The 12,736-nt window shown below is 61.6% G+C and carries 13 protein-coding genes and 3 pseudogenes; 6 read left to right on the top strand and 10 right to left on the bottom strand.

Annotated features, from left to right (window positions below):
* The first annotated feature begins 117 nt into the window (after positions 1–117).
* The gene (locus ACAX43_RS03630; RefSeq protein WP_370707029.1) at positions 118–552 is read left to right on the top strand and encodes a hypothetical protein; all 435 of its coding nucleotides are present in this window, start codon (positions 118–120) and stop codon (positions 550–552) included.
* A 134-nt stretch (positions 553–686) separates the two neighbouring features.
* Here the strand turns inward: ACAX43_RS03630 and ACAX43_RS03625 are convergent, their stop codons facing one another.
* On the bottom strand, positions 687–1,259 hold the full coding sequence (locus tag ACAX43_RS03625) for a hypothetical protein (protein ID WP_370707028.1): 573 nt from the start codon (positions 1,257–1,259) through the stop codon (positions 687–689).
* A gap of 312 nt (positions 1,260–1,571) precedes the next feature.
* Here ACAX43_RS03625 and ACAX43_RS03620 point away from each other — a divergent pair.
* The 3 genes and pseudogenes from ACAX43_RS03620 to ACAX43_RS03610 all read left to right on the top strand — a co-directional run.
* Positions 1,572–2,009: pseudogene (locus tag ACAX43_RS03620) on the top strand (porin); the annotation flags it as partial.
* A 295-nt stretch (positions 2,010–2,304) separates the two neighbouring features.
* Positions 2,305–2,658, top strand: a complete 354-nt coding sequence (locus ACAX43_RS03615) for a sugar ABC transporter ATPase (protein WP_370707027.1) — start codon at positions 2,305–2,307, stop codon at positions 2,656–2,658.
* Positions 2,659–2,800: 142 nt separating this feature from the next.
* A complete protein-coding gene (locus tag ACAX43_RS03610) occupies positions 2,801–3,316 on the top strand; it encodes a metal-dependent hydrolase (protein WP_370707026.1) in 516 nt (171 codons plus the stop codon).
* Between the two features lie 55 nt (positions 3,317–3,371).
* Here the strand turns inward: ACAX43_RS03610 and ACAX43_RS03605 are convergent.
* The 4 genes and pseudogenes from ACAX43_RS03605 to ACAX43_RS03590 all read right to left on the bottom strand — a co-directional run.
* Positions 3,372–3,467 (bottom strand): annotated as a pseudogene (locus ACAX43_RS03605) (LysR family transcriptional regulator); the annotation flags it as partial.
* A 671-nt stretch (positions 3,468–4,138) separates the two neighbouring features.
* The gene (locus ACAX43_RS03600) at positions 4,139–4,963 is read right to left on the bottom strand and encodes an AraC family ligand binding domain-containing protein (RefSeq protein ID WP_370707025.1); all 825 of its coding nucleotides are present in this window, start codon (positions 4,961–4,963) and stop codon (positions 4,139–4,141) included.
* Between the two features lie 72 nt (positions 4,964–5,035).
* The gene (gene epsC / locus ACAX43_RS03595) at positions 5,036–5,962 is read right to left on the bottom strand and encodes a serine O-acetyltransferase EpsC (protein ID WP_370707024.1); all 927 of its coding nucleotides are present in this window, start codon (positions 5,960–5,962) and stop codon (positions 5,036–5,038) included.
* A gap of 125 nt (positions 5,963–6,087) precedes the next feature.
* Positions 6,088–6,321: a hypothetical protein gene (locus tag ACAX43_RS03590; protein ID WP_370707023.1), complete on the bottom strand. Its 234-nt coding sequence runs from the start codon at positions 6,319–6,321 to the stop codon at positions 6,088–6,090.
* 336 nt (positions 6,322–6,657) lie between these two features.
* Between ACAX43_RS03590 and ACAX43_RS03585 the strand changes: the two genes are divergently transcribed.
* Both ACAX43_RS03585 and ACAX43_RS03580 read left to right on the top strand, forming a co-directional pair.
* Positions 6,658–7,110: a DUF3005 domain-containing protein gene (locus ACAX43_RS03585; RefSeq protein WP_370707102.1), complete on the top strand. Its 453-nt coding sequence runs from the start codon at positions 6,658–6,660 to the stop codon at positions 7,108–7,110.
* A 206-nt stretch (positions 7,111–7,316) separates the two neighbouring features.
* Entirely contained in the window at positions 7,317–7,922 is a 606-nt protein-coding gene (locus ACAX43_RS03580) for a short chain dehydrogenase (RefSeq protein ID WP_370707022.1), read from the top strand.
* Positions 7,923–7,953: 31 nt separating this feature from the next.
* Here the strand turns inward: ACAX43_RS03580 and ACAX43_RS03575 are convergent.
* The 5 genes and pseudogenes from ACAX43_RS03575 to ACAX43_RS03555 all read right to left on the bottom strand — a co-directional run.
* Positions 7,954–8,421, bottom strand: a pseudogene (locus ACAX43_RS03575) (dihydroxy-acid dehydratase); the annotation flags it as partial.
* 31 nt (positions 8,422–8,452) lie between these two features.
* Complete coding sequence (locus ACAX43_RS03570) at positions 8,453–9,385, bottom strand: ABC transporter permease (protein WP_370707021.1); 933 nt, start codon at positions 9,383–9,385, stop codon at positions 8,453–8,455.
* Positions 9,385–10,263 (bottom strand): ABC transporter permease, encoded by an 879-nt coding sequence (locus ACAX43_RS03565; protein WP_370707020.1) that lies wholly within the window; start codon positions 10,261–10,263, stop codon positions 9,385–9,387. Before ACAX43_RS03565 ends, ACAX43_RS03570 begins: the two co-directional genes overlap by 1 nt.
* Positions 10,260–11,339, bottom strand: coding sequence for an ABC transporter ATP-binding protein (locus ACAX43_RS03560; RefSeq protein WP_370707019.1), 1,080 nt, complete (start codon positions 11,337–11,339; stop codon positions 10,260–10,262). Before ACAX43_RS03560 ends, ACAX43_RS03565 begins: the two co-directional genes overlap by 4 nt.
* A gap of 145 nt (positions 11,340–11,484) precedes the next feature.
* A complete protein-coding gene (locus ACAX43_RS03555; protein ID WP_370707018.1) occupies positions 11,485–12,654 on the bottom strand; it encodes an extracellular solute-binding protein in 1,170 nt (389 codons plus the stop codon).
* Positions 12,655–12,736: the final 82 nt, after the last annotated feature.

Here is a 12,736-nt window from a genome sequence, read left to right as displayed (position 1 = left end):
ATCCAGTTGCGCCTGTCACGCCAGATCACTTCGATGCGCAACGTCTTTCGGGTCGCGACACATGAGCGCCACCCGCTGCGAACACACTACGTCGAATACGGGTCGCCATTCACGACTATGAAATGCTTCTTTTCGTCTGTACTCCTTGCGCTGGCCGCTGCGGCGCTACCGCTCACCGGTTACGCCGCGTCTCTCGATGCGCCGCTGACCTGCCATGAGAGCGGTCATCAATTCATTGCCGACCTCACACAGCAGCAGATGATCGATCCGAAACCGACGCGGGTCGAAAGCAATTCGATCAATGCGTTTTCGCCGGCGCACGGCGCGGATCTGACGGCGTTCGGCTTTCACGTGTTCGCGGTAGTCGGCTACGAAAAAGACGACCCGATGTTTCGCGTGGGAGCCGGCGAACCGGTTGCCCGCTCGGCCTATGGCGTCGTGGTGTTCGGCAGCGAATCCAAGGTGCAGACCGCGCTTACCGAAGCCGGCAGCACCGCGATCGTGCACCCGGTGGCGCCGTTCGTCACGGCGATTTTCTGCAAGCGGAGTTGAGGCGGCGCTTGACGGCCAAGCCTCGCGGGGAATGACCGGTTGGGAGATAGGGCCGCAGCGAATGTGAAAGTATATTGCTTGCTTTAGTAATATTAAATTCAGCTTTCCGTTAGCCGCGCCGCCGCGCCGCCTACCTAGCCCGGGCGGCGAAATTCATTTTCAACCCATGCCGCGGCGCTCGCCTTGCTCAGTTTGAAGTTCGGCGCGACCTGCACTTGCGCCAGCTGTTCGCCGAATGTGTCGAGCGCGGTCAGCAGCGCGTACGGCTCGTCTTCATCCGGGACGATGTCGAGCGTGATGTCGAGTTCATCGTTGCCGTCCGCGCTCGCCACGCGCACTTCTTTATGCAACTGCGCGCGCAATTGCTGCTCATGGCGGCGCAGCACTTCAGATGCGGTTTTCACCAGCGTGTTGAACGCCGACGTGTCGAGCGGCTTCGGATCTTTCTTGTTGCGGCCCATTGTCCACGGGCCGACGAGTGCCGGTTCCGCTTCGCCGTCCTTGATCATTTCCACGGCCCAGCCTTCGTCGTCTTCGTTCTTGATGACGCGCGCGGTCCAGCCGTCGTCGCGCCACAGACGCGCTTCGCGCTGGCTTTCCGGCTGGGTCTCGGCCGGGTTTTCGGGCAGGTTTTCGTGCATTCCGGACGAGCCTTCCGTCATGGAATCGGCAGCGGGGTCGGACGATGGAAGGGGTGTATCGGTCATTACAGGTTTACTCACGTTCGCGGGACGGAAACACATCTCAAGCACGCGATTCTACCCGCCCCGCACGCGCCGAATGTGGCCCTCTGCCGAACGGACAAGCCGAGGCGCGCTCCTCGCCAATCGAAATAATGTATTTCGTCATTCGCGCCGTCTTATAAATTCATTACAAAAAGACGAAAAAACTGCGGTCCCGAAAGCGCGTATAAGCAGATTAAAAAACACCCCTCGTCAAGGGTGTGAAATGAATTGCAGAACCGCAATTCGCCCCGACAGAACACTCGAATTGAAAGAGTGCATTGCAGAATTCACCTCGCGATGAAGTACACGAGCGCGAACTACGCCGGCCTCAAATTCGGCGGCCTGTACTGCTTCAGCAATTCGGCCGGCCAGTTCTCGAACAACCGCGCATGGAGCGCCGGCGCTTCGTACGACAACGGTCCATTAAGCGTTGCCGCGGCCTACCTGCAATTGAACAAGTCCGGCAGCTCCAACCTGAGCGGCGCGGTCTCGCAAGGTGATGGCACCGCCGCAATCGCGGCGGACCTGCAGCGCACGTTCGGCGCGGGCATCAAATACACGTACGGCCCGGCGACCGTCGGCTTCGTGTACACGCATACGCAACTGGACGGCATCACCGGCGTGGACGTCGGCGGCGCGACGCTGCCTGGCGTGGCGGCAATCAACACGCTGGCGCCGTCGTCGACGGGCAACCAGGTTGCGGCAGCGGTCGGACTGCGTCACCGCTTCTAGATTTTTCCTGCGCTACTTGCAGCGCGGGTGTACCGGTTCGCTTTGCAGCCCAACCCGCGCGTGACACGATCCCGCGCGGGTTTTTTCATGAGGCTTACGTTCTTACTTTTAGACGTAGCAATAGTGACGGCGCAAGCGCGCGGTGGGTATACTGGGTCTGGCTGCCTTCCCTGCCGCAACGTCGCTGTGGTTGAACGGCAGCTTCGTCGCGGAGCATGACGTTGCGTTTCATCGCGTCGCGCTTCGCCCGCGCCCCAAGTTCCCGTGCACGACCGGGGACGCCGACGATCGGACCATGAAAAGACTTCTCCTGCTTGCTCCCGCTGCTGCCGTCACCGCTTTTCTCGCTGCCTGCGGTTCTCCCAGCGGCCCCGCCCGCGATGCGTCCCAGCCGATGATATATGTGACTTCGCAGCGCACCCCTGCCTATATCGCCGATTGCCTCGAAAGCAAGCTCTCACGCGTGCGTAGGTCGCGCGTAGGTGGTGCCACCGAGATCGCCGTCGGATCGGATTCGAACACCTCGTATTTCGTGACGCTGACGCCGTTCAACGCAGGCTCGGTCATCAAGGTGATGCATCCCGCGAATGCGCCGGACGATCCGCCGGAGCCGGAAATGCGCTTCGATATTGCGCGCTGCGCGACCTGAGCGTCTGGTCTCGCGGCTGCGTTGTTGAAGGCCACGCTGATGCGCGAATTTTTATATTGCGTGTCGGCTATTTTTTTGTCTGCTCATCTGCGAATATAGCCGCCCTTTGACTTTTATGCGGCGCGCTGCGTTGCGAGTTTCGATGGCATCTAACAAGGCACATCACGCGACTGGGTTCGCGGCCGGCGTCATCGCGGCGGCTGTCGTTGCGCGCGCCGGCGGTGGCGGGGCGTTTCATATCGGTGCGGTGTTGAGTTTTATCGCCGGGGTGGCGGGGAGTACGGCGCCGGATTGGCTGGAGGTGGCTTGGTGGTCGAAAGCGCGCAGGCTGTGGATTACGCATCGGACGTTGACGCATTGGGGCGTGGGGTGGGTCGCGCTGCTTGTGGTTTCTTATCACTGGCTTGGGCGGTCGGTTTATGCTGCGCCGGCTTTTGGGTTTGCCTGCGGCGGGTTGATGCATCTGTTGGCCGATTGGCCGAATCCTTTGGGCGTGCCCTGGATTGCCAGGCGGCATTCATTAAACCTTTGGAATAGTGGGCATTGTGATTTGATCGTTGTGGGGGTGTCGTGGGTCGCGGCCTGGCTTATTGGCGAGCATGTCTGGTTGCACGGTGTGCATGGGGTTTCGTTTTTGCGGTATTTGAAAGTGGGGTGAGGGTTTGTTTTTTGCCTGGGCGGCGCTCGCTGTACGTGTGCTTCGCGGTGAACTATGTGACGCACAATGCAGTCGCGGCGTGATTGAAGCTCAGATGACGGGCTGTTTCTTCGAAGACGCGTAAAGCGGTCAACGATGGCAACCGCCGCATGTAACACCTTTGATGTCTCTGGGCATCCGCTGCCGACCGGCATTGCACTATGCGATGCGGAATTCATCGTCGTTCACTGCGTGGTCTCTGATGCTGCTGCGGTCACTGCCATACGACGGCATAAAAGCTCACGTAAAACAAAGCGGTTCCTATGAGTAGGAGCGGCAGGGTAGCAGCAACGCGAGACACCGTGATCTTTCTTGCTTGCGCAAATCCGGCGATGGCCCAGGCGGCAACCGGTCCGAAAAAAAAGAGGAAAGCCATCGCATAGCCGACCCACGAAACGCTGCAATGTTCAAAGTCCCAGCACCCATGCCAGCGGCGATGGATTAACGGCCATGAGTATCGGCCTGCCAATCGACTGGTGAACAGAACCGATAGCCAGGACGCGAAGGACCCCACAGCGAGATAGGCCAGAGCCCATACAGCACGCTTCACTTGATTTCCCAAAAGAGAATCTGTTTGGATTTCGCGAGATCGGAATACCATGCTCGTGACACCCCGATGCGGAACCGGAGAAACGAGGTTGCTCTGCCTTCGAGACCAGGCGAGGTAACCGAGCACGAAGAGCGGTTCGCTTTCCGTCGATACGAATCTGCCCCTCTCCACGAAACGATTTCATTTCGACGCCCACATTGTGCATCGAGGAAATACGGATAGCGGCCGCTGTGCTATGCCCGCGTCGCAGACGCATAGTTAGCGGGCGTAATCCCCAGCAATCGTACGAACGCCCTCGTCATATGACTCTGGTCGGCAAACCCGGCCGCGGCTGCGGCGTCTGCCAACGTCGCGCCATCTGCGATCAACCGCCTCGCAAGTACGACCCGGCGCTGCATCCTGTACGCATGCGGCGGTAGCCCCATCTCGTGCGCGAAGCTTCGCAGCAATTGGAACCGGCTCATGCCGGTATCGGCGGCGAGATCGGCAAGCGTGAGCGGTGACGATGGATCATCGTCGATGCGCGCCCGCGCTCGCGCAATCGGTCCCGTCGAATGAGCCAACCGCGAACGTGCATGCGTGGTCGCGTGCGCCCGGAGCACATGCCCAAGCAGTTCCAGCAACGCCTCTTCTCGTACCAGATCGTCCGGCACGGCTTGCGCTTCCACCGATACCGCGAACAGTCGCTCGAACAGCGCCTTCAACAACGGATCGTGCGCCACCGGTCGCGTCAGCTCGATCTCATGCGCGGGCACACCACTCAACTCGCCCGCAACGCCACCCAGCATCGACGGCTCGAAATACAACATGCGCCACGCTCGCCCACGCTCGTCGAGCGGGTTGCCGTCGTGGACTTCGCCTGGATTCACCATGATCGCGTCGTTCGTCCGCGCCTCAACCACGCCACGCCCACTCGACGAGCGATGCCCGCCGCTGACGATCACGCCCACCCCGAAGCGATCATGCGAATGGCGCGGAAACGAATGCGCAGTTTCAGCCACTGTCGCTTCGACGCCGGCAATCGCGCAACGAGGCATGTGAATGCGGCCGCGCGACATGGCTCGCCTCTCAGACGTTAAAGAGGGATTCGCGCAGCGAGGCGCGGAACGACGCGCGAGCCAACCCGCTCATCAATGGCGCCCCTCGTCAGTACGCTCGCCTTCGCGGATTTTGCCTTGCGACACGCTACTGCCAGGCGGAACGCTATGCGTAAGCCACACGTTGCCGCCGATCACCGAGCCGCGCCCGATCGTCACGCGGCCGAGAATCGTCGCTCCGGCATAGATCACGACATCGTCCTCGACGATCGGATGGCGCGCGTTGCCCTTGACGAGCGTGCCGTCGAGATCGGCGGCGAAGCTTTTCGCGCCGAGCGTCACGGCCTGATAGACGCGCACACGCTCGCCGATAATCGCAGTCTCGCCAATCACGACGCCCGTGCCGTGGTCGATGAAAAAGCTCGGCCCGATGGTCGCGCCCGGGTGAATGTCGATGCCAGTTGCCGAGTGCGCGATCTCGTTGATAAAGCGCGCGAGCAACGGCACGCCGAGGCGATGCAAGGCGTGCGCCAAGCGGTGATGCGTCATCGCCCACACGCCCGGATAGCACAGCAGAATTTCGGTGATGTGCTGCGCAGCCGGGTCGCCGGTGAAGGCGGCCTGAATATCGCTGACCAGCAGCGCGCGAATGCCCGGTAACTGCGTGCCGAATTCGCGTGCGACGTTGAACGCACGCTCTTTCAGATCCGCATCGGGCGTTTCGCCGAACTCCGGCAGAAAGCGCAAGGCACGGCGAATCTGTTCGGCAAGCAATCGCAAGGTGCTTTCGAGCGTGTGGCCGACGTAGTAGTCGACGGTTTCGTCGGTCAGATCGGGGGCGCCGTAGTGCGTGGGAAACAGCGCCGCGCGCAAGCCGGCGACAATGTTAATCACCGCTTCGCGCGACGGTAGCTCGCGTATGCCAAGCGGATGCCGCGTGCGATGCAATTCTTCACGCGATGCGCGTAAGTCCGCGACGATCTGTTCGAGACCCCAGTTGTGGGAAGGCACGTTAGGCATAAAGACAGCGCCGTGCGCCAGGCACGGTTCAGAGTGATTGTCCCAAGAGATTACCGCGTTTTGCCGTGGCTCGCGCAGCGCCGCACGGCTGCACGCTATATGCGCCCATGCTTGCCGGATGCGCTTCAGATAGTCACACTGCTCGCATCGATCCAGCGCACCGCCCAGTCGCGTGCGTGCGCAATGGCGGCGGCTTCGTCAGGAAAGCGCAGTTCGGTAGGGAAAAAACGGTTCGCGACCAGTTCGCCGTCGCTCGAGCGGGAGATAACGACATACGGTTGCCAAGTGCCATCGCACGCGCGCGCCGGCGCGCAATTCAGCAAGTAGCCGCGATGTGTGAATGCAGCATCGAAGTGCATGTGTCACCCGCCCTGACGGCCCCGTAAGATGATTTTGAGTAGCGCGCGGCTGTTCGCTGTCGGGCATGTAAAAACAGCCGGATGCAGTCGCCAACTGAACCGCGCTTCGCTCGCCGGAGTAAGATCATACTCTGTAGAAAATAGGCGTCCATTAAAAAAAAACGAAAAGAAACCCGGACGCAATCGCCAGGTGAAATGCCCGCATACGCCCCTACGCGGCAACTACAAGGGAACGGCGGCGCCACCCAGGTGCCGCTTACGCGCTCGAAGGCGTTGTGCCAGGCGGAACGGGTTTTGCTGCACTTCAACCATGTCCTCTTCAATGGAGAATGCATGATGAACAGCGATATCAACCAACCAGCAGACGCCGGCAAGCAGGTGGGCGCCACCGGCCCGGCCACGACGGAACTGCACAACGACCGCACGCACGACAGCACGGTCGACACCGACGGCAAGAATCTCGAGGCTGCCCGCATCGCCGGCTACAGCCCGATCTCGCCCGACGAGATCACGACGAGCAACGCGAGCCTCAGCAACAGCGTGCCGGAAGCGCTCGACGGCATGGCCGGCTTCGACAGCCGGGTTGGCGGCAATCATCTGCTGCTGGCGCTCGAGCCGGGCTACACGGTCATCGACAAAGGCATGGTCGAGCCCCAGGGCGCCTACTCGGCGGACCATCAGTTCGACGATCCGCGCCCGGTCGGCAGTCGCAATGAACGCGGTCGCATTCACTACGCCCTCAATCATCTGCGGCCCACTCGCGTGATCGAATTACATCGGGCGAAATAGGCATTGGCGTTTTGCGATGCGTTTGAATTGCGCCGCCCGCCGCGTTTAATCAGTGGATTCAGAAGCACGCGCCGTTTGAGTAACGGTGCGTGTTTTGTCCTGGATTAGAAACTCAGGGTTGCAGGATCCGCAAACCAAACAGGCTTTTTCCGCTCGGAAAACGCCGACACAATCGACCGCACGTTCAATCCTCAACGGAGCAGAAAATGAAAAAGATCGTCGTGATAGGCGCAACCGGAACGGTCGGCCAGGCAGTGAGCGCAGCACTGAAGTCACGTCACGAAGTCATCGAGGTAGGCGCGACGCGCGGCGAATATCACGTCGACAGTACCGACCCCGCGAGCATCGAGCGGCTCTTTCGCGAGATCGGCAAAGTAGACGGCGTCGTCACGGCCACCGGCAAGGTGCATTTCGGCCCGCTGCCGGACATGAGCATCGAACAGTTCTGGGTCGGCCTGCGCGACAAGCTGATGGGTCAGATCAACGTGGTGCTCGCGGCCCAGCAATATGTGAACGACGGCGGCTCGTTCACGCTGACGAGCGGCATTATCGGCGACGAACCGATTCGCGAGGGCGCGAATGCGACCACCGTCAATCTGGCACTGGAAGGCTTCGTACGCGGCGCGGCGATTGAATTGCCGCGCGGCATCCGCATCAACGTGGTGAGTCCGACAGTACTGACTGAAGCGCTCGACGCTTTTGCGCCCTACTTCCGTGGTTTCGAGCCCGTGACGGCCGAGCATGCGGCGTTGGCCTATTTGCGCAGCGTGGAAGGTGCGCAGACGGGCCGTGTGTATCGGGTGGGGTATTGATCGGGGACGCTCTCGACAGCCCTCATTAAACTCAGTGAATTTCCGGCTCGCCGGCTGCGTCCACGTCCGCGCCGCCGCGCTGTAGAAAATCGAAATCGCAGCCTTTGTTCGCCTGCATCACATGAACCTGATGCAGGGCGCCGTAGCCGCGCGTGAAGCGCGGCGCCGGCCTGACCCAGGCGGCCTTGCGGCGCGCCAGTTCATCGTCGGACACGAGCAGGTTGAGCTTGCGCCGCGGCACGTCCAGTTCGATCAGCTCGCCGCTTTGCACCAGCGCAAACGGGCCGCCGACGAACGATTCAGGCGCGACGTGCAGCACGCATGCGCCATAACTCGTTCCGCTCATGCGTGCATCCGATATCCGCAACATGTCGCGTACACCCTTTTTCAGCAGCTTCCGCGGGATCGGCAATTGTCCCCATTCGGGCATGCCCGGGGCACCCACCGGCCCCGCATGCTGAAGCACGATCACGCAGTTCTCGTCGATGTCGAGCGTCTCTTACTCCATGATGTCTCTTGTCATGATGCGCTTAGCGCTTCTGCTCCTTCACGCGCGACACGATCTGCGTCGGACTGACGAATTGCAGCGCGATCAGCACCCAGATCAGCGTGATCGCCATGTAGATCATCGCCATCGCGTCGATCGATTGCGGTGCGCGCACGCCGGTTGAAAATACAGCGTAGTACAACGCGACAACGAGCGTTTGCGTCGCGGGCCCTGCTGTAAAGAATGTCAGCTCGAACATGCCGATCGTGCGCACCAGCACCAGCAACCCGGCCGCCAGCATGCCGGGCACTAACAAGGGCAGCAGCACGTAGCGGAAATAGCGGAATGTGTTCGCGCCGAAAATGCGCGCCGCCGCTTCGAGATTGGGATCGATCTGCTCGATGAACGGCGTCATCACCAGGATCACGAACGGGAGCGCCGGCACGAGATTCGCAAGAATCACGCCGCCGAGCGTGCCGGCGAGGCCGACCTTGTACATCACGGTTGCCATGGGAATGCCGTACGTCACGGGCGGCACCATCAGCGGCAACAGGAAAATCAGCAAGGCAAAGCGCTTGCCGCGAAACTGCACGCGGGCGAGCGCATACGCCGCAGGCACGCCGAGCACAACCGACAGCACGACCACCGCGCCGACCACTTCGACGGTAACCCACAACACGCTCGCCAACTGAAAGTCGCTCCACGCCTGCGCATACCAATGCAGTGTGAAGCCTTGCGGCAACAAGGTGCCGAACCAGCGCGTCGCCACCGAATTGACCGCGACGGTCGCAATCAGCAACACCACGTTGGCGAGGAAGAACACCATTGCGCCCCACACCAGCACGTGCCACACGCGGCCCGGCAAACTGGCGCGCTGCTTCGCGCGCTTGCCGGGCTGCCGGGTGCCGTCGTCGTGGTCCGCACTTTCCCTGGATGCAGGCCATGAAGGCTGCGCTGCGTGGTGATCGGTTGCCATCAACCTTTGCCTCCCGTCACCGGTCCGCTGTAAAAGAAGCGGCGTGCGCCGAGCATGGCGGCGACCACCAGCAACTGCACGAAGCCCATCACCATCGCGATCGCCGAGGCAAGCGAGTAGTCGTAGCTTTCGAATGCGGCTTCGGCCGCGGCGATCGACATCACACGCGTCGGGCCGGCAGGCGCACCCAGCAGCACCGCCGATGGAAACACCGAAAACGCCTGCACGAACGATAGACACGCGGCCATCGTCAGGCCTGGCACCAGCAGCGGCAGATAGATGCGACGAAACTGCTGCCACGGATTCGCGCCGAGCGTGGCAGCCGCGCTCGCCAGCGTCGGATCGATGCCGGTCACGTAGGACAGCGTCAGCAGAAACGCAAACGGAAAACCCGACACGATCAGCGAGATCAGCACGCCCCAGAAGTTATGCGTGAGGCGCACTTCGTCCGTATAAAGATGCAAGCCCTGCAACGCCTGCGGAAACCAACCGTTCGGGCCGAAGTACGTCAGCATGCCGTCGGCGATCAGCACGGTGCCGAGCGTGACGGGAATCACCAGCAGTGTCGTGACGAATTTCTGATACGGTGAATTGCGGCGCAGCGCGAACGCCACCGGAACCGACACGCCGACATTGATCAGCGTTGCGGGCACTGCGAGCTTGAGCGTGACGAGAATGGTCGGCCACATCGACCTGTCGGTGAAGAACGTCAGATAGTTGGCCCACACGCCGCCGCCGTTCATCGGCTGGAACGACAGCACCAAACCGTACGCAAACGGATAGATGAACAACGCGACAATGAAGATCAAAGCCGGCGCGACCAGCCACGCTTTGGCGTCGCGCGGCGCGAGCGGCGGCGACAGCGCGGGCGTGTTCATGCGGCCTCTCCGTCATACACGAGCGTGCGCGACGGCGGCACGTACAAGCTGATTCGTTCGCCCTCTGTGAATTCGCCGGCGATGCGCGCCCACAAGTCACCGAATGCGGTTTCTACCCGTAGCAGCGAATCGCGGCCACCATATTCGACGGTGTTCACCAAGGCGTCGAAGGCGTTTTCCGTGCCGGGCGCCGCGCGTTCCATATCTTCGGGACGCAGCGCGACGCTCACGCGCTTGCGGTTGAAACCGGCCATCGGCGTGCCGATCAGACGCACGCCATTCGCGCTCACTGCAACGCCGTCGCCCTGCGTGCCGTCGAGCGTAAATTCGGCCACGTTGCGATACCCCATGAAACGGGCGACATGCAAATTGTGCGGCCGCGCATAGACCTCTTTCGGCGTGCCGATCTGCTGCACCACGCCCTCTTTCATCACGACGATGCGATCGGCCATCGACAGTGCTTCGTCCTGATCGTGTGTCACGTAGAGTGTCGCGCGTTCGAGCTGGCTGTGAATGCGGCGAATCTCGGCGCGCATTTCGATGCGCAGTTTCGTATCGAGATTCGACAGCGGTTCGTCCATCAGAATCAGCGGCGGTTCGATCACGATCGCCCGCGCAATCGCCACGCGCTGCTGCTGGCCGCCTGAGAGCTGCCCAGGCAGCTTGCGTTCATGCCCGACCAGTTGCACGAGCTGCAACGCGTCGCGCGCACGGCGCATGGCTTCGCTCCGGCGGACGCCGCGCATCTTCAAGCCGAAGCCGACGTTGTCGAGCACGCACATATGCGGAAACAGCGCGTAGTTCTGGAATACCATGCCGAAACCGCGCTTTTCCGGCGGCAGTACGTCGATGCGTTTGTCGTCGAGCCAGATGCCGCCGCCGCTCAACGGCTGCAAACCGGCGATGCAATTCAGCGCCGTCGATTTGCCGCAACCCGAAGGTCCGAGCAGCGCAATGAACTCGCCGCGCCGGATGTTCAGATCGAGCCCTTGCAACGCCGCGACCGCCTGCCCCTCCGCATTCGTGAAACTGCGGCTCACCGAGTCGAGCCGCAACTGCTCAAAGTGATGCTTCATGGCGGTTTCCTGATACGCGTGACGCACGAATCCCGAAGGCCTAAACAGACTGACGCGTGTAATGCTTCATGGCAGGTTTCCTGCGCGCGCGACACGCGCGAAACTCCGTTGACCGAACGCACGCGCGCACGGACTCAGCCGGCGATTACTTGGTCTTCTGCGCGCCGACGTCGCTGTCCCACTTCTTGAAAGCGGCGACCATGGCGGTCGCATTCAGCGGCAGGACATGCGGACGCTCGGCCAGCAACTTCGCGTACTCAGGTCGGCCGTATTTCTTCAGCACATCCTGACTATGCGCGGGCGCCTGCTCGATGCTCACGCCCTTGATCGCCGGCCCGGGATAAAAATATCCGTCGTCATAGGTCATGGCCTGCTGCGCCGGTTCGAGCATGAAATTCATCAGCTTGTAGATCACGTCGAGCTTTTCCTTCGGCACGCCCTTCGGAATCACCATGTAGTGGGCGTCGTTCACCCACGTCATGTTGTCGAATGCCTGCACGCGGAATTCCGCCGGCACGATGCCGAGCGCGCGCGGATTGATGTCCCAGCCGGTCACCGTCACGGTCATGTCGCGCGTGCCCTCGCCGAGCTCTTTCATCACCGCCGACGTACCGCCCGGATAGTAAGGAATGCAATCGTTCAGCTGCTTGAGGAAGGCCCACGTCTTGTCCCAGCCGTGAATCGGGTCTTGCGGATCCTTGTCGCCGAGTATGTAAGGCAACCCCATGAGGAAGGTGCGGCCCGGGCCGGAGTTCGCCGGCCGCGGGTAGATCAGCTTGTCCGGATGCGCCTTGCACCATTGCAGGAGTTGCGCAGGCGTCCTGGGCGGATCAGTGACTTTGGCGGGGTTGTATTCGAGCAGCGGACCGGCCGGCATATACGCGACCTCGAGACCGAAGCCTTGCGCGAGGTCCTGCATCTTGCGGGGACCGGGCGCGTATTTGTCGAGTACGCCGGGGAATGCCGCTGCATTGTCCGGCAGCAGCTTCATCCAGAGATGCTGTTCGATGCCCGCGGCCAATGCGTCGGTGCCGGTGAGAACGAGATCGATGTCGGAGCGGCCCGCGGCCTGCATCGCCTTGATCTTGCCCGGCAACTGCGGCGCCGGCGCGTTCGTGAACGTGAGATTGGCGACGAGATTCGGATACTTGGCCTTGAAGGCCTCGAAACCCTTCTGGGTGAGTTGAAGGTCGCCTGCCACGTCGACGATATTGAGCGTCACCGGATCGGCCGCGTGCGCGGCGGATGCAAATGTGGCGCCAGCCACGAGACATACGGACACCAGCCTGAGCGCCAACCTGCCTGAAACAGTCATTGCGTCTCCTCGCTTCTTGGTATGGAAGTCCGCCGGTCAGATGCGCTGCTGGCGGTGTCTCTAGCAGAGGAACATAGCGAAG

It is taken from the genome of Paraburkholderia sp. IW21, assembly GCF_041321145.1.
In the GTDB taxonomy this organism is placed as follows: domain Bacteria; phylum Pseudomonadota; class Gammaproteobacteria; order Burkholderiales; family Burkholderiaceae; genus Paraburkholderia.
Note: the sequence above shows the minus strand (reverse complement) of the source record. Positions and strands in the feature narration are given on the sequence as shown.

Excerpts from the sequence above, each read along its gene's own strand:
- ACAX43_RS03630 (WP_370707029.1), top strand. The coding sequence starts at position 118 with ATGAAATGCTTCTTTTCGTCTGTACTCCTTGCGCTGGCCGCTGCGGCG.
- ACAX43_RS03625 (WP_370707028.1), bottom strand. The coding sequence starts at position 1,259 with ATGACCGATACACCCCTTCCATCGTCCGACCCCGCTGCCGATTCCATG.
- ACAX43_RS03615 (WP_370707027.1), top strand. The coding sequence starts at position 2,305 with ATGAAAAGACTTCTCCTGCTTGCTCCCGCTGCTGCCGTCACCGCTTTT.
- ACAX43_RS03610 (WP_370707026.1), top strand. The coding sequence starts at position 2,801 with ATGGCATCTAACAAGGCACATCACGCGACTGGGTTCGCGGCCGGCGTC.
- ACAX43_RS03600 (WP_370707025.1), bottom strand. The coding sequence starts at position 4,963 with ATGTCGCGCGGCCGCATTCACATGCCTCGTTGCGCGATTGCCGGCGTC.
- epsC (WP_370707024.1), bottom strand. The coding sequence starts at position 5,962 with ATGCCTAACGTGCCTTCCCACAACTGGGGTCTCGAACAGATCGTCGCG.
- ACAX43_RS03590 (WP_370707023.1), bottom strand. The coding sequence starts at position 6,321 with ATGCACTTCGATGCTGCATTCACACATCGCGGCTACTTGCTGAATTGC.
- ACAX43_RS03585 (WP_370707102.1), top strand. The coding sequence starts at position 6,658 with ATGAACAGCGATATCAACCAACCAGCAGACGCCGGCAAGCAGGTGGGC.
- ACAX43_RS03580 (WP_370707022.1), top strand. The coding sequence starts at position 7,317 with ATGAAAAAGATCGTCGTGATAGGCGCAACCGGAACGGTCGGCCAGGCA.
- ACAX43_RS03570 (WP_370707021.1), bottom strand. The coding sequence starts at position 9,385 with ATGGCAACCGATCACCACGCAGCGCAGCCTTCATGGCCTGCATCCAGG.
- ACAX43_RS03565 (WP_370707020.1), bottom strand. The coding sequence starts at position 10,263 with ATGAACACGCCCGCGCTGTCGCCGCCGCTCGCGCCGCGCGACGCCAAA.
- ACAX43_RS03560 (WP_370707019.1), bottom strand. The coding sequence starts at position 11,339 with ATGAAGCATCACTTTGAGCAGTTGCGGCTCGACTCGGTGAGCCGCAGT.
- ACAX43_RS03555 (WP_370707018.1), bottom strand. The coding sequence starts at position 12,654 with ATGACTGTTTCAGGCAGGTTGGCGCTCAGGCTGGTGTCCGTATGTCTC.